Origin of the sequence: Nostoc sp. CCY 9925 (assembly GCF_963920935.1) — a bacterium.
GTDB lineage: Bacteria > Cyanobacteriota > Cyanobacteriia > Cyanobacteriales > Nostocaceae > Nostoc.
Genome location: NZ_CAWUDO010000071.1, coordinates 16,945 through 38,413, shown reverse-complemented (window position 1 = coordinate 38,413; position 21,469 = coordinate 16,945). Strand labels below are relative to the sequence as shown.

General features: G+C 39.8%; 16 protein-coding genes. 7 read left to right on the top strand and 9 right to left on the bottom strand.

What is annotated here, in order from left to right; genetic code table 11:
* Positions 1 to 339: 339 nt before the first annotated feature.
* The 6 genes from ACM0OY_RS27995 to ACM0OY_RS27970 all read right to left on the bottom strand — a co-directional run bounded on the left by ACM0OY_RS27995 (position 340) and on the right by ACM0OY_RS27970 (position 7,853).
* Entirely contained in the window at positions 340 to 1,839 is a 1,500-nt protein-coding gene (locus ACM0OY_RS27995) for a family 10 glycosylhydrolase (protein ID WP_414572053.1), read from the bottom strand.
* Positions 1,840 to 2,594: 755 nt separating this feature from the next.
* Positions 2,595 to 2,993, bottom strand: coding sequence for a photosystem II protein Psb27 (gene psb27 / locus ACM0OY_RS27990; RefSeq protein WP_414572052.1), 399 nt, complete (start codon positions 2,991 to 2,993; stop codon positions 2,595 to 2,597).
* A gap of 190 nt (positions 2,994 to 3,183) precedes the next feature.
* Positions 3,184 to 4,359, bottom strand: a complete 1,176-nt coding sequence (gene cofH, locus ACM0OY_RS27985; protein ID WP_414572051.1) for a 7,8-didemethyl-8-hydroxy-5-deazariboflavin synthase subunit CofH — start codon at positions 4,357 to 4,359, stop codon at positions 3,184 to 3,186.
* A 112-nt stretch (positions 4,360 to 4,471) separates the two neighbouring features.
* Complete coding sequence (locus ACM0OY_RS27980) at positions 4,472 to 6,073, bottom strand: glycosyltransferase family 39 protein (RefSeq protein WP_414572050.1); 1,602 nt, start codon at positions 6,071 to 6,073, stop codon at positions 4,472 to 4,474.
* A gap of 175 nt (positions 6,074 to 6,248) precedes the next feature.
* Positions 6,249 to 7,418: a hypothetical protein gene (locus tag ACM0OY_RS27975; RefSeq protein ID WP_414572049.1), complete on the bottom strand. Its 1,170-nt coding sequence runs from the start codon at positions 7,416 to 7,418 to the stop codon at positions 6,249 to 6,251.
* Positions 7,419 to 7,661: 243 nt separating this feature from the next.
* Positions 7,662 to 7,853: a CbtB domain-containing protein gene (locus tag ACM0OY_RS27970; protein WP_414572048.1), complete on the bottom strand. Its 192-nt coding sequence runs from the start codon at positions 7,851 to 7,853 to the stop codon at positions 7,662 to 7,664.
* A 760-nt stretch (positions 7,854 to 8,613) separates the two neighbouring features.
* Between ACM0OY_RS27970 and ACM0OY_RS27965 the strand changes: the two genes are divergently transcribed.
* From ACM0OY_RS27965 to ACM0OY_RS27950, 4 genes are all read left to right on the top strand, one after another.
* Positions 8,614 to 9,639 (top strand): multicopper oxidase domain-containing protein, encoded by a 1,026-nt coding sequence (locus tag ACM0OY_RS27965; protein ID WP_414572047.1) that lies wholly within the window; start codon positions 8,614 to 8,616, stop codon positions 9,637 to 9,639.
* 201 nt (positions 9,640 to 9,840) lie between these two features.
* A complete protein-coding gene (locus ACM0OY_RS27960; RefSeq protein ID WP_414572046.1) occupies positions 9,841 to 10,881 on the top strand; it encodes a ComEA family DNA-binding protein in 1,041 nt (346 codons plus the stop codon).
* A gap of 209 nt (positions 10,882 to 11,090) precedes the next feature.
* On the top strand, positions 11,091 to 11,525 hold the full coding sequence (locus tag ACM0OY_RS27955) for a ferritin-like domain-containing protein (RefSeq protein ID WP_414572045.1): 435 nt from the start codon (positions 11,091 to 11,093) through the stop codon (positions 11,523 to 11,525).
* Between the two features lie 94 nt (positions 11,526 to 11,619).
* Positions 11,620 to 12,588: an FTR1 family iron permease gene (locus ACM0OY_RS27950; protein WP_414572044.1), complete on the top strand. Its 969-nt coding sequence runs from the start codon at positions 11,620 to 11,622 to the stop codon at positions 12,586 to 12,588.
* Positions 12,589 to 12,661: 73 nt separating this feature from the next.
* On the opposite strand, the gene ACM0OY_RS27945 is transcribed toward ACM0OY_RS27950, so the two are convergent.
* Both ACM0OY_RS27945 and polA read right to left on the bottom strand, forming a co-directional pair.
* Positions 12,662 to 13,597, bottom strand: coding sequence for an ABC transporter substrate-binding protein (locus ACM0OY_RS27945; protein ID WP_414572043.1), 936 nt, complete (start codon positions 13,595 to 13,597; stop codon positions 12,662 to 12,664).
* Between the two features lie 776 nt (positions 13,598 to 14,373).
* Positions 14,374 to 17,295, bottom strand: a complete 2,922-nt coding sequence (polA, locus tag ACM0OY_RS27940) for a DNA polymerase I (protein WP_414572042.1) — start codon at positions 17,293 to 17,295, stop codon at positions 14,374 to 14,376.
* Positions 17,296 to 17,546: 251 nt separating this feature from the next.
* Between polA and ACM0OY_RS27935 the strand changes: the two genes are divergently transcribed.
* Positions 17,547 to 18,254, top strand: coding sequence for a choice-of-anchor E domain-containing protein (locus tag ACM0OY_RS27935; protein WP_414572041.1), 708 nt, complete (start codon positions 17,547 to 17,549; stop codon positions 18,252 to 18,254).
* Between the two features lie 193 nt (positions 18,255 to 18,447).
* Positions 18,448 to 19,320 (top strand): Cof-type HAD-IIB family hydrolase, encoded by an 873-nt coding sequence (locus tag ACM0OY_RS27930; protein WP_414572040.1) that lies wholly within the window; start codon positions 18,448 to 18,450, stop codon positions 19,318 to 19,320.
* Between the two features lie 149 nt (positions 19,321 to 19,469).
* On the opposite strand, the gene ACM0OY_RS27925 is transcribed toward ACM0OY_RS27930, so the two are convergent.
* The gene (locus tag ACM0OY_RS27925; RefSeq protein ID WP_414572039.1) at positions 19,470 to 20,189 is read right to left on the bottom strand and encodes a DALR anticodon-binding domain-containing protein; all 720 of its coding nucleotides are present in this window, start codon (positions 20,187 to 20,189) and stop codon (positions 19,470 to 19,472) included.
* A gap of 526 nt (positions 20,190 to 20,715) precedes the next feature.
* On the opposite strand from ACM0OY_RS27925, the gene ACM0OY_RS27920 reads away from it, so the two are divergent.
* Positions 20,716 to 21,435, top strand: coding sequence for a Crp/Fnr family transcriptional regulator (locus ACM0OY_RS27920; protein ID WP_096536235.1), 720 nt, complete (start codon positions 20,716 to 20,718; stop codon positions 21,433 to 21,435).
* Positions 21,436 to 21,469: the final 34 nt, after the last annotated feature.

The window sequence follows — 21,469 nt, the reverse complement described above, 5'->3', positions numbered from 1 at the left end:
TCAGAATTCTGGTTAAGGACTTCCAAAAAATAAATTATCCCAAATTATTCGTACATTTGTAGGGGCGCACACCTGTGCATGGGTGTCAACTTAACGTGAAAGCTTAGCCTGATAAGCATTTGAACATTTGTCGATGTACCACCTAGATTTTCGATCCCCCCTAACCCCCCTTAAAAAGGGGAGAACTAGAATCTTGTGCCCCCTTTTTAAGGGGGTTGGGGGATCTAAAACGAAATAAAATTGCGTGTTTGAGCTTAAGTTGACACTAATGACAGGTGTACGCCCCTACGTTCGCGGAGCGTCCCGCAGGGATGGGATATTTTTTTAACTGGAAGTCCCTTAGCGATTGCGACAAAATTTGCGATCGCTATCATTCTGAGGATATTGCCAAGAATAGGCAAAATGGCTAACTCCCTTGAGTTGGGGGGCGAATTGCCGAAGTGCTTGCATTTGCACTTCTAGGGGTGGACGATTACTAACAGGTTTTCCCCACTGACCGGCTAAAGCAGGGATTATCTGCGTACCTGGTTTTGCCATACTCAAAACTCGCTGCACTTGAGACACGATACAACTGGCATTACCGCAAGTCCCGTAAGACATGGGATGCCACTCCAGTGTTGTGGGGAATCTATCCCAAGGTTGCAAACGAGAATCATAGCCTTGTCCGACAGTTTGGTTACCATCAGGGAAAAACACCACTCCTGTGGGAATACCTTGCTGTTTTGCTGGATAACTGGCGATGGTGACAAAATCTAAAATTCCTTGCATGGCGTGGGCAACGGCGAGTTGCCACAACTCCCACTGTAAAAGTGGTTGTCTATTAGTTGCAGGCTGAATCGATTTTTCAGCTGTTGGGGGAATGCGTCCTTGCCAAAGAGGTTCGCTTTCTTGAGGATAAAGTTTATCAACTTCTGCTACGTCTCCAGCGGTGACATATCCCTTGCTCAAAAAGCGGCGAATTAAGTCCAGTCCCTTGTAATTCTGTGCCCGTTTAAATAAAGCTTCTTGAATTGCAGGACTAAATAGCCATAAATCTGAGACTTTGGTGGCGATAGAATCGCTTCCTGCTTGTCGGGGATAGCGCACGTAGTCCAATAACAAGCCATCTGGACGACGGCGTAAAACTTCCTGTACTAATTGGTAATAATCGCGTTTTGCTTGGGGGTTATAGGGGTCGATAAATAGTTGAGAGCCATTATCTACAACATATAAGCTCGTTTGACCTTTGCCATTGCGAGCGATCGCAGCTTCTCTATCTTTTCGCTGGGCGTAAGTATAGCCGAAATTTGTGGTAAACATCCAAGCGTAGACCTTCAAACCCCGTTGCCGAGCTTTTTGAATCGCTAGAGACAGTAAATCGATGTTTTCTGTTCCTGGAGTACGAATCACAGAAGGCCAAACAGTCGGGTTAGCAGTTGCTGGCAATAATACCTGCCCATCGTAAAATACTTCTAAATAAACTTGGTTATAGCCACCGTTGACAATCCGATCCATAACCAGATCGATTGTTCCTGGCTGAATATCACAGGGATACAAGCGCAACCAAAGGGCTTGGATTTGTGGCCAAGTCCGGTTACGACATTCTCGTAATTCCTGTGCCTGTTCTTGTAATATTTTTTGATATCCAGCCTGGGCATTTTGATTGCCTTTGAGGGCTGATAAACGTAACTTTTCTTTTTCTTGCGCCGCCCCTGGTGATAACTGACAATACTGGGTTACTTGCGATGCGGCTGGTTGGCTCCCAAAGCTGGAAAGTAATGAGCTACTACTGAAAACCACAGCGAATAGGCGTCGCCAAAATAATGTTGATCTTGCAACGTTCAAAGGACGATTAAACATAGCTGCTAGTAGATGGACACAAAAATTAATCACTCCAACTCAGATGGTTATGAGCAACTTGTATCAAATTATATAGTTGAGTAATCAGGGTTTTAAAACCTACTTTTTCAAGACTGCCAAATATCTATTTCTGTTGCCATATTTTTTTCTAAACACATAAATACATAAACTTGAATATAAAACATATAAATACAGAGCAACTTTACCCTGGTATTAGCTAGACTCTATCCGTACCTTAGTTATTGAAAATCTCGCAGAATCAATGGGATTTTTGAATTAAAGATACTGTTACTTACACTTAAAAAATTTTTTCAAAGTCAAAATATATACTATAAATCTCTTTCCTCTTAATGTAGAAGCTATTAGACATTCTTTAAGAGGATGTTTGAAAAGTCCTCTTGTTGGTATCAAAAGTTTTAGATCCCTCTAAATTTCCCTTTTTAAGGGAGACTTTGATTCCAGTCCCCCCTTTTTAAGAGGAGCCAGCGCGGTCTTGAGGTCTCCCCAAGTGAAGCGATTGGCGTGGGTTAGGGAGGATCTAGAAGTGCCTAAAGTCACAGCGAAACACTTTTCAAACAACGTCTAAGGGAGTATAAATTAGTTTAGTATAAAATTTAAAATTTTCAACTTAGACTAAGATTAAGTTGAGAACTTAGTCAAGAGTGGAGTTGGAGACACTCCGCCTCCACTCAGGATTGAAGAATCAAAACTTGAGACTGCTGACTCTTAATCATGGAATAGGTAATAGTTAAGAGTTAACCGCCACGCTTGAGTGCTGTTTCTACCTGCTGTAACTCCTTCTCTAAGCGATTTTTGAGTTTTTCGGGTACTGGACGATTTGGGTAAGAACTGTAGTGTCCAGCTAGGGAGTTGAGAGCTGTTCGCATAGTTGTAAAGGAGCCAAGACCAGAAACAGAGTTAGCCCGTTGGTAACGAGCTGAAAAGTCATTAATTTTTTGACGCGCTTCTCCTTGAATTGCTGCTTTGTTTGGTGAATCTGGTGATAAATTTATGGCTTCTCTCATGATATTGACAACAGCCAAAGTGTCTTGGCGATAATCGCCAGTCAAACTATCTGGACTGCCAGAACAACCCATCAAGCCGATAGATACAACCAAAACCAGCGCAAGCAGACGCGACCAATATCGCTTCATATGCATTAACTAAAAGAATACGTAAATCAACGTCCATCGTATCCTGTATTGGTATCTTGGGGATCAATTTAGTGGGGGAGATGGCTTTGCCAAGGGGAAAAGGGCAAAGGGCAAGGGGCAAGGGGCAAAGGGAAGATCCCTCATTTTCCCTTTAACCTTTCTCGTTTTCCGTTGTTGTTCCCCTTTCCCTTTAAACTTTACCCTTTTGTCTACCCGAAGGGTTTTGACTAATGACTCTTTGATAAAGAGTATCCCGTTGTTGGTAAGGTCGTCCTAAAGAAGCGATCGCAGTTTGTAATGCTTCCACTTCCATACATGTACCGCCCAAGGCACCTGCCATTGTGGTGATGTGTTCTTCCATTAAGGTGCCGCCGATATCGTTACAACCCCAAACTAAGGCTTCTGTTGCACCTGCAAGTCCCAGTTTTACCCAACTCTGCTGATGGTTGGGAATCCAATTTCCTAAGTAAATCCGCGCTACAGCCCCTAGTAGTAGTGCATCTTGCAAAACTGGTTGGTCGCGTCCGACACGGCGACGCAAGGGTTTGGGTGCTTCTTGCCCAACGAAAGGTAATAAAATAAACTCTGTAATCCGTGCTGGATATCCCCCTTCGATGGCAGTTTTTTGCAGCGATCGCAGTTTTTCTAAATGCCCAATTTGCTGTTCGTGGCTTTCAATATGCCCAGATAGCATGGTACTGGTGGTATGGAGGCCTAATTTGTGAGCGGTGCTGATAATTTCTAACCAAGTGGCTGTATCAATCTTTTCTGGGCACAGTATTCGCCTGACTGTATCATCTAACACTTCTGCTGCGGTTCCTGGCATTGAGCCAACACCAGCATCTCGTAAAGCAGCGATGACATCAGCGTATTCAAGTCCGTCAAGTCTGGCGATAAATTGCACTTCCTGGGGAGAGAAAGCGTGTAGATGTATCTGGGGAAATTCCTGTTTGATGGTTTCTACTAGTTTGAGGTAGTAGGGCAAAGATTTGCCGTTGATTTGTGCTTGTGGATTTAATCCCCCCTGCATACAGATTTCCGTCGCACCCCGTTGCACTGCATCTGTAGCCTTTTCCAAAATTTGTGCCGAATCTAACCAATATGCACCTGTATCACCATTATCTCGACGAAAAGCACAAAAACTACAGTGTTGCTCGCAAATATTAGTAAAGTTGATATTACGATTTATTACGTAAGTAACTGTATCACCTGCTTGTGCGTGGCGTAGAGTATCAGATATATTACGTATTGCAGCGATCGCTTCCGGCTCGGTTTGTTGTAACAATAGCACCCCCTCTTCGGGAGATAAATCGTACCCCATCAAAGCACGCTCAAGAATTTTTTCAACAGCAATTTTTGTCAGCATTACTTTGTTAATTTCTCAATAAATCTTAATTTTACGATCTGGAAAATAATAAAATTCTACTTAAATAAATACACTAAGTTCTGGGGAATCCAAATGATATGATGTATAAAATTTAGCTGCTTTTCTGTTTTAGCCGCCACAGCCTACTATACTTAAAAACATCGACTAGTTTGTATTTCTTCTCAAGCTCAGATCTAAATCTTTGAGAAGGATTATACACAAATAGCTCGCTGAAACTATCGGGAATGTTTGGTATGCTTGGTTCAGTTACCAATTGCATCTGCACTTTGTTATCTAGGAGATGAATCAGAGACATGAGATCGCCAATATTTAGGGAATAATTACTACTAATTAATAGTGGATTGTTAGCTTGATTGATGATACGAGCTATTTGAGGATTGGCATGGCTGCTTTTATTCCACCATGTCTCGGCTTGAGAACTGACAGCACAGGATATAACTCCACTGGAAATTAGTACTACTATTACTAATTGCCAAAATTTGCGGGCTATTAACTTAGAAGAAATAATTTGAGCCGCTAGTAAGTAAGCAACAGCTAGCTGAATGTTTACATAACATGGAGTCACATATCTAGGTCGCAGACTGACTTTACCTCCAATAATTAAATCAGGCAAGATGAGAACTAAAGTAAATACTCCACTTAAGATAAAAACAAATAACCAAACTTGTTTTTCTGTTTGACGATAAAGAAATAAGAATGCATATACTACCAAGATTAGTATTAAGGGAATTAAAAATCGACCCCAGCGCAAAACTGGCAAATTCAAGTCTGGAAAAAATGGTTCGTAACGCCAAAAATCAGCAAATAAATAGCTAATATTACCAATCCAGCCAGAAACCAAAACTGACAGAGATTGTCTGGTTTGAGCACTAGTTGTTGTCCGTTCAATTTCAGACAAGCTGTTAATAACAATTAAAATCCAAGGAACAAAAGCGAAAAAGCCGACGCTAGTTGCTATTAGATAAGCTTTAACGGTTTTAGTGAATCGAAAGCGTTCAATTGCAAATAGATAAATGCCGTGGGCGATCGCCAGCAACCCAGAAAACAAAAAGGTGTACAATCCTAGTGCCACTGTTACTGCATAAATCCCCCAAAGCTGCTTGCTACCCAGCCTTATTGCCCGCAGCAATGCAGCACTCCCTAACAAAATAGTCACCATCCACAAACCGAACTCCCTTGCCTCTTGGGCGTACAGCACATGGAAAGGTGAGACTGTTAGAAGAGCTACGCTTATCCATGCCGTTACGGATGACTGAAATAATTCTAAGCACAGCCAATAAATGCAAGGAAAGGCTAGCAGGCTAATTATGGCTGACAAGCTTCTTGTAGTCGCTACTGAATTGCCAAAAAATTGCATCCATAATCTAACCATCACGTAATAAAGTGGAGGATGTTGAGCATCCTCCACCGCCAAAGAGTTGATTGTATCGATTAAACGTTTTTCAGAATTAGGCTGTTGATATTTTTGTATATCTCCAACAGCAAACACATCTCCATTAAAGACTTGTTGAATAAATTCTGTCTTCGTGTAACCAGAAATTCGTAATGAGGTATATGCTTCATCGTGGGAGTAGACTTTTCGATCGAGATAGGTGAAGCGAAAAAATATCCCTAATATTAACAAAATAATAATTAAAAATCGTAGCCAAATAGGAGGAAAATATTTTTCAAGTACTGATTGTCTGTTGAGCATAAATAAATATCAAGCGTTAATAATTAAAGGCTTGTAGTAAGGGCTATAACCGCTTACTACAAGACAATTTCATTCGTTTGACATTGCGTAATATAGTTTGATTTTTTCTTGCTTGCTTACTTACTTAATGCACATTGTTATTTTCGCTGGAATTCTTAGTCAAGCATTGATATGACTAATTTTCCCTTGGTTGTGGTGTTCGTCGATGCTGTATTAGCAATCCAATCCCCATACCAATACCGACAATAGCAGTAAAATAGAATAAACCAATCAATCGGATATAAATTGGTGGTGCGATCGCCTCAACTTCAACTTCTTGTGCTACTTTTACTGGTGTAAATTGACGGCTAGATCCTGGGTTGGGAGTTGCTTCTACCTCAACTTTGTGAGGCGCACCATCAAAAAATTGCTCTTGCCATGTTAACTGACCTTCTTGATCGGTAAGTCCTTTGTAGGCAAAGACTGTTAAATTATCTTCAAGAGCGATCGCTTTTACCTGTAAGGTTACATCTTTAATCGGTTGTCCTGTGGTGGTATCCTTCACCTGTAACCCTAAATTTGCAAGTTTACCGACAGTCGCGTTTTTATCTCCCTGGAGTTGGATTTCTAATCCTTGCGACTTTTGAGATGATGGTGCTATGGCTTCGGTAGTACTTGAGTTGTGTCCACTGCCATGAGCTTCGGCCACTTCTGCACTGATGTTAATAAATAGTAGAGTTACTATCGCTACTACTGTCAACGTACTTAATAAAAGGCGTACTGACTGGGGTGCAATTTCTCCTTGTTGTAGTTCTTGTTGTCCGCCAATAACCCAACCACCCAACAATCCAACTGATAGTAAAATAGCTGCGATAACAACAAAATATTTATACTTAACTGGATTTTCTCGGACATTAAGATTTAAAGTTTGCTCATAGGGAGCAAAGGCATTTGCTACCAAAGGTGACACTTTAACTAGTAATTGATAATTTCCCCGGATGGGTAACATCTGCTGAATTTCTAGCTTACCATCAGGAGCAACGGCATTTAATTGCAACAGTTTTGTTCCCTCAACAATCGGAAAATCTGTTGTTAACAAAGGACTAGATGGTGGCGTCAAAATTTCTAAGCTAATTTTGGCATTTTCTAACGATTTACCCGCAGCATTAACAGCTTGTAGTGTCAGGGTAACAGGAGATTGATGTTTTTCTGTTCCTGCTTCAAAGGGAAGAATACGTTCTAAAGGTGGATTGGTAGAGAGTAACACTCTAGAACTAGGAATTTGAGTATTCCCTACCAAGGAATAAATAATTGACAAAGTGATGCAAACAGCACTGATAACTCCAAAAAGTCGATTTTTTTTCATAAAAGCTTAGGCTGAAGAACAATTGAAAAGTCAAAATCACAGATTTGTGGATTGCAACATGCTACTAATTAACGACCAACAAATCTATTATTTGATTGGAGTCCAAAAACTCCCTTTATGTAGCCACCAGTCGCCAAAATTTAAAATGAATTTTGACGACTGACTCCTGAATTCCGTTTTGATAACTTTATTAGGTGTCAAACCATTATCTAATCCAGCAGTCAAATTTTGGAATTAGATAATTTAGTGACATGCAACGCCTAAAGTGTGGTGACGTGCTGAATGTGCTGCATTGTGCGCCGCAGGATAGTTGGAGAACAAGGCAGTCCAGATAATCAAAGAAGATAGCAGCATATAAAGCGTTATCTGCACAGGCTTGGACAAGGTAATACTTGCGGTCTTCTGCAATACTGAAATATGAGAAAGAGTACTCATTTTTGACCTCGCATCATTAGTTTGGGTAATTCATCAATCAAAGGGCATGATACAGATTGATTGCAAAAAGATATACGATAGAGTTCCAATTTGACAAGTGTGTATCAAATGTCTTGGGTAATTTGCCCTTAGTGAATACTATACTATCCTTTCAATATTGGCTAATGGCGATCAGAAATCTACACGCAAAGTCCATACAAATAACACAACAATGACATATGGTTTTGATTAACACGAACATGACAAATCAAAATTAATTAAAAATTAGAAATCATGATGTTGCTAAATATCAAAAAATCCTTTAAATGCAATTTATTTTATCTGTCAGCTAATTAAATATGCTACACCTTACCAATCACTTATTAATGACATTCAATAAAAAGGCATTCTGATATGTAATGTATTTATTCCAATTACTGTTAAACCATTAGACATATCAGGACCAAGTACAAAAAATGAGTCTTATTGAGACACTATTTATACAATTGCTAAGTAAAAATACTGCGAAAAATCCAAAAATTTAGCTAGAGTTTTCCAAGACACTAAATCATGAGAAAATGGCACAATCAGCAATCAGGAATATACCCCATTGCCTACTTCCTTTTTCAAGCTAGATTCTAACTCAATCTGAATCTAATAATTTTAGTAACACTTTTGAAGCACTTAAAAATTATTGACAATAATTTTTAATTCATATAATATACACAAGGATAATTGCAAATAATTTTCAATTCTTTTTTGGTGCTAACTGTTAAATGTCATGCCCAACAACTTTGCTCTGGGTAAAGAAAAGCTCTGGAGTCGCCGTCAATTACTAAAGCTGGGCTTAGCAGGTGTGGGAGTGACTGGTGCAGCTGCACTTTGGCAAACGTTGAATCTACAAAGTCGGTCAATGGTCAAAGTGCCACCACTCGATATGGAAGCATCAGACAACGTTGCTAACCCAATGAAGATGCTAAGGGATTTTGATTATGGGACGGTGAAGCAAGAAAATGGGCGTACTATCAGAGAATTTCAGTTAACTGCGGGTACTTCCATTGTTCAACTCAATAGTGCTGTTTCTTACAACATCTGGGATTTAAACGGCCGCATACCAGGGCCAACGCTACGGGCCAAACAAGGCGATCGCGTGCGAGTACTTTTTCTCAATAATGCTGGACATTCTCACTCCTTGCATTTTCATGGCGTTCATCCGGCAGAAATGGATGGTATTCGTCCAGTCAGTAACGGTAAAGCCACAATTTATGAATTTGATGCCGAACCTTATGGCGTTCACTTATACCACTGTCATATTGAACCAGTCACCCGTCACATCGCCAAGGGACTGTACGGGATGTTTATCATCGATCCTCCTACTCCCCGTCCGCCAGCTGATGAAATTGTACTAGTGATGTCTGGGTATGACGTGAATGATGATAGCCATAATGACTATTACGCCTTTAACGGCCTGCCTCATCACTACATGCATCATCCAATTCCGATTTATCAAAATCAGTTGATTCGGCTTTACGTCCTCAACATTATTGAATACGATCCGGCAGTCACCTTTCACCTCCACGCCAACTTTTTTGATGTCTATCGCTACGGCATGAGTATGAAGAAGAGTGAAAAAAGTGATGTGATTACGATGGGTATAGCAGAAAGGCACATTTTAGAATTTGCTTTTCGCTACCCAGGTAAGTATATGTTTCATCCGCATCAAGATGCGATCGCCGAAAATGGCTGTATGGGTCAATTTGAAGTAGTTGCTGATAGTAACTCTCAAAAAACTGTTAACAATTCCTAATAAAATTATTACTTATTGCTACTCAAGCAAATCATAAGCTAAGTAATTCGTCATTAATTCCTGAAAATTTTAAATAACTAGTTGATAAAAAATGTCATTATATGCGAAAGTACAATCTATGACAATGCGTCAAACAAACCACCTTCAGGTTGTAGTTTGCAAGACGGCGATTAATAAATTTAAATTGTGCTAGGAGCAAAAATGATAAAAATCAGCTATATCTGTTTAACTGTTGCGACTGCGGCAATAATTACCTTGAGTTCCTGTAGTAGTACACCAACCGCAGAAAATCCCTCAGCCCCAGTTGCTACTCCTCAAGCTACAGAGGCAGCAGCAAATAATAGCAGTCATAGCGGTCACGGTGGTAAAGAAAAAATCAACATTAATACTGCTATATTGTCAGAATTAGATAAATTTGAAGCCAAGCTGGGTATTCCGGCTTTATCTAACAAAATTCAGGCGAATCGACCCTACGGTAGTCCAGAAGATTTAGTGACAAAAAAAGTGATTACTCAGGAACAGTTCGACCAAATTAAAGACCAGGTTGGTGTTCAAGATGTAGTACTTACAGGTGAAGCAAAAGATGTTGACTACATGTCTAAATTAGGCTTAATGAAAGGACATCTTTTAGTAGCAAAAGAACTGCTAGATCAAAATCAGCCGAAACAGGCAGAACCTCATATTGGGCATCCAGTTGAGGAGATTTATGTTGATGTAGAAGACCAACTTAATGAGCGCAAAGTTAAAGAATTTAAGACAACTTTGGTGAGTTTGCAAGATTTAGTAAAATCTAGTCCCAAGGATAGCAAAGTTAAAACTAATTTTACTTCTTCAGTGGCAGCAGTTGACACAGCGATCGCAGCTTTACCACCAGCTGAACGTTCACAACCAGGATTTGTATTACAGGTAATTAACGAATTACTGGATGCAGCTAATTCCGAATATGGTGCGGCGATCGCAGATGGTAAGATATCCGCAGCAATTGAGTATCAAGACTCTCGTGGATTTGTCACTTACGCCAATGAATTATACAAAGGAATTTCTAGCCAAGTAGCTCAACAAGACCCCGAAGCAGATAAAGTAATTAATACTAGTTTTGCTGAACTCATCAAAGTTTGGCCTGCCGCAATTCCACCAGCTAAACCAGTCAAGACTCCTGAGGATGTTACCAAATTGGTGAAAACCATTGAGGAAAATTCTCAAAAAGTGATTGATAAATCCAGTTCCCAAGTACAACGATAACACTTTAATTTAATGGGAAGCTTAGGGTAAGGAGTTTAAAATTAGGAGATAGTTAAGAGTTAAAAGCCAAGAGTGAAGAGTTAGGAGTTAAAACTTAAGAATTTAGAAATTATCAACTTCCAACTCATAACTCCTAACTTTCTACACTCAATTTCCAACTCATAACTCCTAACTAATTACACTTTATTCGTCACTTCAACCAACAACTGATGCAAGAACTTGACCAGAAAAAGACCATTGACCTACTGAACGCCATCATGGAGTTTGAGCTAGCAGGAGTAGTACGCTATACACATTATTCGTTAATGGTGACTGGCCCTAACCGCATTCCCATAGTAGCTTTCTTTAAAGCACAGGCAAGCGAATCTTTGCTTCATGCCCAACAAGTGGGAGAAATTCTCACAGGTTTAGATGGGCATCCCTCCTTAAAAATTGCCTCAATGGAAGAAACCTACAAGCATACAGTCAAAGATATTTTGGCAGAAAGCTTATCGCATGAAAAAAAGGCATTAGATCTGTATAAAAGTCTCCTGGAAACTGTCAACGATGCCAGCGTTTATCTAGAAGAATTTGCTCGTGGCATGATAGGGCAAGAAGAGATGCATAATCTCGAACTGAAAAAGATGTTACGTGATTTTAGTTAGATAGTTAATAGTTATTAGTCATTAGTCATTTGCAAATGACTAATGACTAATGGCTAATGACAAATGATTAATAACTAATGATTAATAACAAAAAATGAATTTTAGTACTGCAATACCTACTTTTGTGATTACACTCCGAGAAGGAGTAGAAGCTGCCCTTGTTGTGGGAATTGTGCTAGCTTTACTGAAAAAAGCTAAAAAATCCAATCTGAAATCTTGGGTATATGCCGGTGTCGGTATTGGTATTGCCGTTAGTGCCTTGATAGGTGTGCTATTCAGTTGGATAATTCAAGTAGTCGGAGCTGCTAATCCTCAATATACTTCCGTAGTTGAGCCACTACTGGAAGGTGTATTTAGTGTATTAGCGATCGCAATGCTCAGTTGGATGCTAATCTGGATGACTCAACAAGCCAAATTTATGAAAGCGCAAGTTGAGGGAGCAGTTATACAAGCACTGAAACAAAACTCAAATGCCGCTTGGGGTGTTTTTAGTTTAGTTTTTATTGCTGTTGTTCGGGAAGGCTTTGAAACTGTTCTGTTCATTGCTGCTAACTTTCAACAAGGATTAATACCCAGCATCGGCGCAGTTGCAGGTTTAACAGTAGCGATCGCCATAGGTGTGCTTTTATTTAAATGGGGCATCAAAATTAATATCCGCCAGTTTTTTCAGGTAATGGGCGTTTTATTAGTATTGATTGTCGCTGGGTTAGTAGTTTCAGCCTTAAAAAATTTTGATGACGCTGTGGCTAACTTTGCCCTTAGCAGTCGCGCGACACAAAGCCTTTGTTTCTATTACGAACGCTTTACTAAAATCCACTCCTGTATTTTGGGACCAATGGTTTCAAACACTTCCACAATTTTGCCAGACGAACAATTTCCTGGCATTATTCTCAAATCTTTATTTGGCTACAGTGACAAAATTTATGTCGTTCAAGCCGTGGCATATGTCGGTTTTTTGCTCACCATAGGCGGGCTATATTTCCGTAGTCTTGGAGGAGGCTTTTTTGAAGGTAAAAATAATACCTCATCTCGTCAAAAACCAATCAATTCTGTAAAAGATTAAAACAATCTCTTAACTCTTTCTGCGCCTCTACGTGAGACAAAACGATGTCCACTTTTAAATTATATTTATTACCCTAACTACGCTCTAATCCAAACAAATCTTGCTTCAGCTGCTGACAAGCTTTTTCTATAGCATCTATACTACCTGGATTCACTAAACCATAATAATCAAACACATAAATTCGGTTCTTTTGAGTCGCTTGCAATTGCTTCCAAAAAGGCTCATTTTTCAAAGAATCTAAAAGCCCTGCTTCGGAATTAGCTTGGGGAGGATTAACCAAAATTATCACCTCTGGATTTGCCTCTAAAACTTTCTCAGCCGAAAGCGTCACATAACCACCAACTGGACTTTTTCCTTGTAATTCTGCTGCCACATTTTTGACCTGTAATTTCATTAGTACATCTCCCGCCCAACTATTTTTATTGGGTGCTAAAATTGGTTGACGACTAACTAGCACCAAAGCCGTAAGGCTCTGATTAGACTGATTTGGCAAGAAAGTTTTGTAACGATTTAACAAAGGCTGAGGATCGGCATCAATTAATTTAGCTAATGTTTTAGTCAAGTTTTCTAGAGATTCCCAGTTATTAACCTGGGTAAGCAAAGTTGGAATTCCTAATTGCTTAATTTTTTGAATTGGAATACTAGAAAAACCTTCTGCACCAATAACTAGATCTGGTTTGAGTGCCACAATCTTTTCTAAATTAGGAGCATTTTGACCTTCACTAACACGAGGAATATTTTTAAAACGAGAGTCATCTTTAAATAATTTACTACCAGTAATTCCGACAATTTTTGTTTGGTCAAGTTGAACGATAATATCAGCTGATAGAGAAGAAAGGGCAACAACTCTTGTTGCTGATTTTTTTGGTAATTGCTGCGAATTGGCGTTAATTGTTTCAGTAGTATTTGCTACTTTTCTTGGTAGCTTTTGAGTACTAGCAGTGTTGCAAGCAACTAAAGTTACACTCAAAAAAAATGCTAGAGCAGATAAAAGCCAACGATGATACATAATAAAATCCCTTGTGAGTTTTATTCCTCATATAGTTTCGCGCATCTTCATGCACAATTACTATAAGAATTGCAGAACAAACTCATACCAATTCAAAATTCAAAATTAATAAATCCATATTTGACAAGGGTTTCTGGATTTGGATCTGTTTCAAAATTTTAGTGAATTGGTATCAGCACCATTTAGTGCAAAAATTCATTAGTTCTCTTAGTACTTATACATTCAAAACTAGAAACTAGCTTCCCAGGGTTTCAATACTACTCGCTTTGTGCATTTTGAACTCAGAATTTGGTTTGGGGAAAAGGTTAAAGGGTAAGGGTTAAAGGTTTTTTCTTTCCCTTTTCCCCTTCCCCTTTTCCCCTTAACCGACAAGTATTGCCCAGGGTTTTGCCTAGCCCACAGCCACTGCTGATATAAAAAAAGGCGAGTAAAAACAAGTTCAAAATTCCTAAAGAATTTTGTTACTGTTTTACCCTCCAGTATCTATACAAGGTTTATTTAAAAAAGCTTTCTTGAATTATAGATTTATAGTGGCGTGAGTGATTACTCTCTTGACAATAAATATTATTATACTAATTGGCTCATTATATTAGTATTTTTGACTACAAAAAGCAAGATTTAACCAAAGCTTTAACTTGAGCCTAGTATCTTTTCGAAAAAGTGGCTTTACTTACGGGAATAACTAAAAGGCACTAGGGATCGATCATTGGGTTTGAAGCTCCAAAATTTGAGAACCCTTACCCAGTCTCCACTCCCTTATAATCTGGATATTCAACTTATTTCGTCTCCATCCAATTTTCACCCGCACGCGCCTCCACCAACAAAGGTACGCTTAAGTGTACTGCGTTCTCCATCACGGATTTAATTTGCGGTTGTAATTCTTCCCACTCATCAGGAGGGATTTCAAATACCAATTCATCGTGAACTTGTAATAATAAACGCGCCTGATATTTTTGCAGAACCTCATGCAGTCGCACCATCGCAATTTTGATAATATCAGCGTTGGAACCTTGAATCGGTGCATTAGCAGCCGAACGTAGTAAACCTGCATCATAAGCACCCAAATTCTTCAATTTAGTCAAATCAATATCTTCTGGGTTCCTACCTTTTAATTGGCGTAAACTGTTGTTGGTAAAATCAAAATAACGACGACGACCGAGGATAGTTTCTACATAACCTTGAGCGATCGCTTCTTTTTTCACTCGCTCCAAATAAGCAAAAACTTGAGGATATCGTTCATTAAACCGCTTAATGAACTCATTGGCAATACCCTTATCTATCCCAGTTGAACGAGAAAATCTTAAAGAACCCATTCCATAAATCACACCAAAATTAATAGTTTTTGCTACCGCTCGTTCTTCTGATGTAATATTTTCTTTTTCAAATACTAATCGTGCCGTCACAGTGTGAACATCTTCATTTTGCTGATATGCTTGCACTAATATTGGTTCTTGACTCAAATGAGCCAAAATTCGCAATTCAATTTGTGAGTAATCAGCAGCCACCATTAACCAGCCAGGTTCTGGTAAAAATGCCTTACGAATTTGGCGACTAAAAGCTGTACGAATGGGGATATTTTGCAAATTCGGATTAGAAGAAGATAACCTGCCAGTTGATGTTGCTGCTTGATTAAAATCAGTATGTACCCGTTGAGTATCTGGACGCACTAACACAGGTAAGGCATCTACATAAGTAGACTTTAATTTAGATAAAGTGCGGTATTCAGTTATCGTCTCAACAAATCCAGTTTGATCGATTTCTTGAAGTTTTTCTAGCGTTGCTGCATCTGTAGAGTAACCAGTTTGAATTTTTCGAGAATATTTCGTGCTTAATCCCAATTTTTCAAACAGGATTTGGCTTAATTGTTTAGGAGAACCCAAGTTAAAGTTTTCTCCAGCAATTTCTATTGCTTTTTCTTTTAATCTGGCTAATTCTATTTCTAAATGCTGTGAAAGTTCTTGCAAATAAGCTGAGTTAATGCGAACACCTATGTATTCCATTTGTGCTAAAACTGCTTCTAGCGGCTGTTCCACTTCGACTAATAGCTTAGACAAAGCTGGAATTTTCTCCAATTTTGCACGTAGTTTTGCCACTAAACCAAAGGTAGAATAAACATCCATACCGCAGTAATCTGCTACTGCGGGAATATCTATATCAGCGATGGTTTTACCTTTAGGTACTAAATCTAAATAACTTTTCGCCGTTAATCCCAAATATCGCTGTGCTAAATCCATCAAATTATGACTAGAATCTGGATTTAGCAGATAACTCGCCAACATCGGATCGAATACCACTCCATCCAATTTAATTCCTTGACACTTGAAAACTAAGCGATCAAATTTGGCATTCTGTAAAGTTTTAGGATAATTAACACTTTCAAGAATTGGACGTAGTGCTTCTAAAACCAAATTTTTATCTAGATTTTCTCCAGTTTTGTGACCAGTAGGAATGTACGCTAATTCATCTGTTTTCGTTCCCCAACAGCAACCAATTCCTACTAGCTCAGCATCTCTTGGTTCTAAATCTGTGGTTTCAGTGTCCCAAGCAATGGGTATTTCTGGATTGGTGAATTTTTGCAAAATCTTGACTAATTCAGCCAGTTTAGCTTCAGTGTTAATGATGTGTGGCTGAATTGATGATGCAGGTTTTTGTTGTGCAGCTTGTGTTTCAGCAAAACTAAAAAATGAAAGATCTGGGTCTTCAAATTCAGTTTCTGTTTTTGCTGTTTCTACTTTTGGTGCTTCTTCAACTTGACCGCCAAAACGTTGCTGTAGTTCGTTTATTTTACCTAAAAAATATTTAAACTCTAGCTTTTCTAAAATTGCTGATAAAACGCTTGTATCAAACCCTTTTAATTTGCAATCTTCTAAATCAATTTCTAGAGGAACATCCAAAACAATAGTTGCCAAATATCGAGACTTATGGGCATCTTCTTTACCCGCTGCCAATTTTTTCTGATTTGCGCCTGTGATTTCATCTAAAGCAGCATAGATATTGTCAAGAGAACCATAGGTATTAAGCAACTGTACTGCTGTCTTTTCTCCTATTCCCTTAACCCCAGGAATATTATCTGATTTGTCACCACAAAGCGCTTTGAAATCAACAATTTGTGAAGGTAAAACGCCCAGTTTTTGTTTAACTTGTTCTGCCTCAAATTCAGTAATGCTATTTGTAGAACGCTTTAAGGCATCTGGACTAAAATTTAGAACAGTGATTTGTTTATCAGCATCTATCAGTTGAAATAAATCGCGATCGCCAGTCAGAATCTTCACCCTATACCCAGCAGCCGTTACTCGTTGTGCTAAGGTTCCCAAAACATCATCTGCTTCGTAACCAGGAGCAGTATAAATTGGTAAATTCAAGCCATCGAGTAACTCGTGCAGATTTTCTAAGTCGGGAATAAAGTCTTCGGGTGTTTCTTTGCGATCGGCTTTATATGTATCATCTGTTTCATGCCTGAAGGTGGGCAAACCCAAATCAAAGGCTACAGCCATTGCTTGGGGCTGTTGTGTTCCCATTACCTCCAGTAAGCACTTGATAAAACCAAAACATACACTTGTGGGAATCCCCGTTTTTGTACGTAGTCCTCCATCTCGGCCTTTAGCAAAAGCAAAGTATGAACGATAAGCCAGAGAGTGTCCATCTACGAGGATGAACGTCGGACGTGTTGGGGTTGCAGTAGCAGTAGTTTGAGACATAGCCCTATTCTAGCCAGAAGCTTCGTTATTTACATACCGCATCAGTTGGTTTATTGAAATTCCTCTAACTTGGGATGGCTTTCTTAACAAAACTTCATATAATTAATAAAAATGTATGTTTGCTAAAGAAAATTGAACATAAAAAATTCACATAAATTTACGTGTATTTATCAAGCCTAGAAGCAAAAGTTAAGAGTTAGAAATAATTTAGTAATCCCGTAATGATTCGTTTTAGAAAAGCATCTTCCATCATGACAACAAAACTATTGAGTACTCTAGGCGCTGCCACAACTTTGGCAGGAATTGTTGCAACTTCTGGAGTAGCAAATGCAGCTGCTCTTTCGTACACTAATTCCACTAATTACGAGTTTACAGATATCATTGATGCAACTTTGAGTGTCCAAAAATTTGATTCATCTTTAGGCACACTTAAAGGTGTAACAATAGAATTTACTGGCGACATACTTGGAAATGCAGGTTTTGAAAATAGAAGTCCAACGCCAAGTCAGACAACAGTAAATCTTAGCAGTGAATTCAGTTTACAACTAAATAATCAATCTTTGTTGGCACTGAATCCACAATATACTTCCAGTTACCAAGTTGCCAAATACGATGGCGTCACTGATTATAGTGGCACATCTGGAAAGACTCTTTCTAACTTAACTGCTACACAGTCTGGTATTCAGTCTTTTACTAATATACAATTGTTGCAGTCTTTTATTGGTAATGGCAACATAGACTTTTTGTTCTCAGCTATAGCTAGCTCACTAGTTACAGGATCGGGTAACATGAGATCCTATATTGATACATATGCTAAAGCTGGTATCAAAGTAACTTATGACTACGAAGAAATTAAGTCTGTACCTGAAGCATCAACTACCCTTGGAATTGGTTTAGTGGCTGGGCTTTGTCTGTTGTCACAACGCAAAAAAAGCTCAATCAAGGTGTTAAATTCATAGACTTTTGCTGAGTAGTTAGATTTTCTTTCTTCTATCTCTCAGTCAAGTTTTCTAACTTAAATGTAAATCCCCGATTCTTTCGAGAATCGGTTTTTTTGTTGGCATATTTAGAACGCTATTCCCAATCGCAAATCTCAAATCCAAAATCTAAAATGGTATAACCTCTAACTGTAACTTTCAATTTAGGGAATTTATGCACAAAGCATCTGCCACACATCTGGAATCGGCTGGTAATCAGGCTGCTGCCAAAGATATTAAACTACTGGTTGTAGATATAGATGGCACGATCGCCGGACACTCCAACACCATCAGCGAACCTGTCAAGCAAGCGCTGATTGCGGCACAAGCACAAGGCATTCAAGTAGCGATCGCTACAGGTCGTATGTATTGTTCAGCCTTGCGCTTTCACCAAGAAATCGCCTCTACCTTGCCATTAATGGCTTATCAAGGAGCCTGGATTCAAGACCCCACTACCCAAAAAATTCATCGCCATTTAGTGCTTTCCAGGGAAATTGCCCATCAGCTAATCGATTATTTTGAACAGCCTCAATTGCGGCGTCTTTTATCTATCCACTTCTACATCAATGACCAACTCTACGTCCGGGAAATAACCAAAGAAACCGAAATTTATGCACAACGTTCTGGTATTATTCCGATTCCCGTGGGTGATTTGCGCCAAGTTTTAACGAATGAACCGACAAAAATTCTGGCTTTGTGTGATGACACTAATTTCATCAGCCATGTATTGGGGAATTTGCGCCGCCAATATACACCTGCTGAACTTTATCTAACAACATCTGTTGCCACCTTCCTGGAAGCAACTAACGCTTCTGTGAATAAGGCAACTGCTGTACGTTACCTAGCCGAAGAATTGTTGGGATTACAACTAGCCAACGTTATGACTATTGGTGATAACTTCAATGATCTGGAAATGCTAGAGTATGCGGGTATTGGTGTAGCTATGGGAAACGCACCATTAGCAGTACAAGCGATCGCTCAGTGGGTAGCTCCTAGCGTAGATGAAGATGGAGCAGCAGTGGCAATCGAAAAGTTTTTGCTCCAATAAGGGTACTTTTTCCAACCTAACCGATACCAATCAGAAAGGACACCGACGACTGGCCGTGTTTCGTCTCGGTGCCCCTGCTGGTTCGCTCCTCACACACCTGCTAATGTAGCCGAGGTGATGCATTGAGTCAATAGCTGTGATGAAAGTTTTTATAACTGCAATGGCGCAAAAATTTTCAGGTTTTCCTCCAGTACAAATTTTAATACTGACTGGGTAGCCATAAGCAATCCCAACCTAGCTTGGGCTAACTCTGGTGAGACAATTTTCACTTCACCCCAAATGCGGCAATTACACCAGAAGTTTTCAAAAGCTTGGCTCAAATTCAACGCTGCCTTTTCCCATTTCACAGAACCGTTAACATGAGGACACTCTATGTTGTCCACTATCCCCACTAACTCGCTAATTAAGCGACGCTCATCTGGGTGATTTAGCCGCAATCTTCCATCGCAGTTGAGCCAAGGTATGGGGTTAGGGGAGATAACGCTCCAAAAATTTGGACTACTATTTGCAAGTGGTTCTCTAAGTTCAATCAATCCCTCTCGGTGAGCCAGTAGCACTAGCGAACAACAACGCGCATGGGCATATTGAACAGGAAATAGTGCATGGGGTATGGGGCACTTGTACTGAGCGTAGCCGTTGCCGCGGCCTCTCATAGAGAAGTATTGGGCATCGGTTATTCTTTCTCCCCCTATCTCCGCTGCTCCTTCACTCCCTAGCTCCCCCTTCCCCCCTGCCAGACTTTGTAACCAAGCTGCTAGGGCTGAGTCAATTAATTCAAAATGTATCCAACCAGGGGGAACTATTTGCACGTTAAAAGCGTCGCCACAGGTTGCTGATAGATCAATGGCGATCGCATTGGCAAGCTTCATCGCTTTTCGATTCTGAGAGTTTGACACTTGCAACGCCACACTTGAGGTATACAAAATTTTGCTATTGTTTCTATCTTTGTATAGAAGAATTTTTTTATCTTTTATGTGTTCATTTTTGATACTTTCAGTATTAATACTTAAATATTTACTTAAACACTCATACACTAAATGTTTAAATGATGTATATTTGACTGTTTGTATTTTATTAAACAAAAGATTTTACGTAAATAGCTTTGTAAAGTATATTTGTTAATTTGGTGTCACCTATCTCCGGATATAGGTTTAATCTAGATGAAGAAAAATGAGAGTAGGATAAAATTTGATGAATAATCGATGAATAGTGAGTAAACTTTACTACCATCATTGTACAGTAGGAAGTATAACAAAAGAGTAGAGAGTAATTCTTTGCTTTCTATTCTTTGGATGGCTGGCGCTGTTAGGCGTTAAGCCTGCATCGCCAACACAAAGACACTCCTTGCACCTTTTGATCACGTCTTTGTCTTCAGCCGAACGCTCTTTGTTACCTATGCAATCTCCATCTTCTTTTTCTGAGGCATCACGGCCTTTTCTAACTTGGCAACGGATTCTTGACTGGGCTCAGGAACACTACCGCTGCCGCACCTTCAGCAAAGATGAGCGTATTCCAGCCCGACCTGGATTGCTATATTTGGTGCAAAGGGGTGCAATCCGTATGGTAGGAACCGCCCAGGTTAGCGCGACTGCCAGCCAGCTAACATCTCGACGAATCAACAGAACTCCAGAAGAAGCGTTTTTGGGTTTTGTTGGAGCGGGACAGCCATTTGAAATTGTTGCTCAGTCACCATTTACACTCCAGGCTTACGCCCATGTAGATCAAACTGCGGTGCTGTGGATGTACTGGCACGACTTAGACAACTGGCCTCACTTCCGCCGGGAAGTTATGGATGCCTTTAGATATCAGCACCAGCGTAAGCTGCTGTGGCTGAGTGCATTGGGACAACGCCGCACAATTGACCGACTCTTAGGATTTCTCACATTGTTGATTGAGGAATATGGAGAGCCGGCAATGAGCGACACCGATCCGGATGTAATTCGCGGCTATTGTCTGCCTTTCCCCCTTACCCATGCCCAAATTGGTAGCGCGATTGGTTCGACTCGTGTCACCGTCACCCGCTTAATGGGCAAGCTGCGTCAACGTGGCTTAATTCTTACCCAAGGCGATAATCTTATTTGCTTACCAGCAGAGTCGATTAATAGAGCCAGCTAAACCACAGTTCAGAGGGGCGATTTCCGCCACTCTG

Coding starts and splice junctions, on each gene's coding strand:
- ACM0OY_RS27920 (WP_096536235.1), top strand. CDS start 20,716: ATGCAATCTCCATCTTCTTTTTCTGAGGCATCACGGCCTTTTCTAACT.
- ACM0OY_RS27935 (WP_414572041.1), top strand. CDS start 17,547: ATGACAACAAAACTATTGAGTACTCTAGGCGCTGCCACAACTTTGGCA.
- cofH (WP_414572051.1), bottom strand. CDS start 4,359: ATGCTGACAAAAATTGCTGTTGAAAAAATTCTTGAGCGTGCTTTGATG.
- ACM0OY_RS27975 (WP_414572049.1), bottom strand. CDS start 7,418: ATGAAAAAAAATCGACTTTTTGGAGTTATCAGTGCTGTTTGCATCACT.
- ACM0OY_RS27925 (WP_414572039.1), bottom strand. CDS start 20,189: ATGAAGCTTGCCAATGCGATCGCCATTGATCTATCAGCAACCTGTGGC.
- ACM0OY_RS27930 (WP_414572040.1), top strand. CDS start 18,448: ATGCACAAAGCATCTGCCACACATCTGGAATCGGCTGGTAATCAGGCT.
- ACM0OY_RS27960 (WP_414572046.1), top strand. CDS start 9,841: ATGATAAAAATCAGCTATATCTGTTTAACTGTTGCGACTGCGGCAATA.
- ACM0OY_RS27950 (WP_414572044.1), top strand. CDS start 11,620: ATGAATTTTAGTACTGCAATACCTACTTTTGTGATTACACTCCGAGAA.
- ACM0OY_RS27945 (WP_414572043.1), bottom strand. CDS start 13,597: ATGTATCATCGTTGGCTTTTATCTGCTCTAGCATTTTTTTTGAGTGTA.
- ACM0OY_RS27955 (WP_414572045.1), top strand. CDS start 11,091: ATGCAAGAACTTGACCAGAAAAAGACCATTGACCTACTGAACGCCATC.
- ACM0OY_RS27970 (WP_414572048.1), bottom strand. CDS start 7,853: ATGAGTACTCTTTCTCATATTTCAGTATTGCAGAAGACCGCAAGTATT.
- polA (WP_414572042.1), bottom strand. CDS start 17,295: ATGTCTCAAACTACTGCTACTGCAACCCCAACACGTCCGACGTTCATC.
- ACM0OY_RS27995 (WP_414572053.1), bottom strand. CDS start 1,839: ATGTTTAATCGTCCTTTGAACGTTGCAAGATCAACATTATTTTGGCGA.
- psb27 (WP_414572052.1), bottom strand. CDS start 2,993: ATGAAGCGATATTGGTCGCGTCTGCTTGCGCTGGTTTTGGTTGTATCT.
- ACM0OY_RS27980 (WP_414572050.1), bottom strand. CDS start 6,073: ATGCTCAACAGACAATCAGTACTTGAAAAATATTTTCCTCCTATTTGG.
- ACM0OY_RS27965 (WP_414572047.1), top strand. CDS start 8,614: ATGCCCAACAACTTTGCTCTGGGTAAAGAAAAGCTCTGGAGTCGCCGT.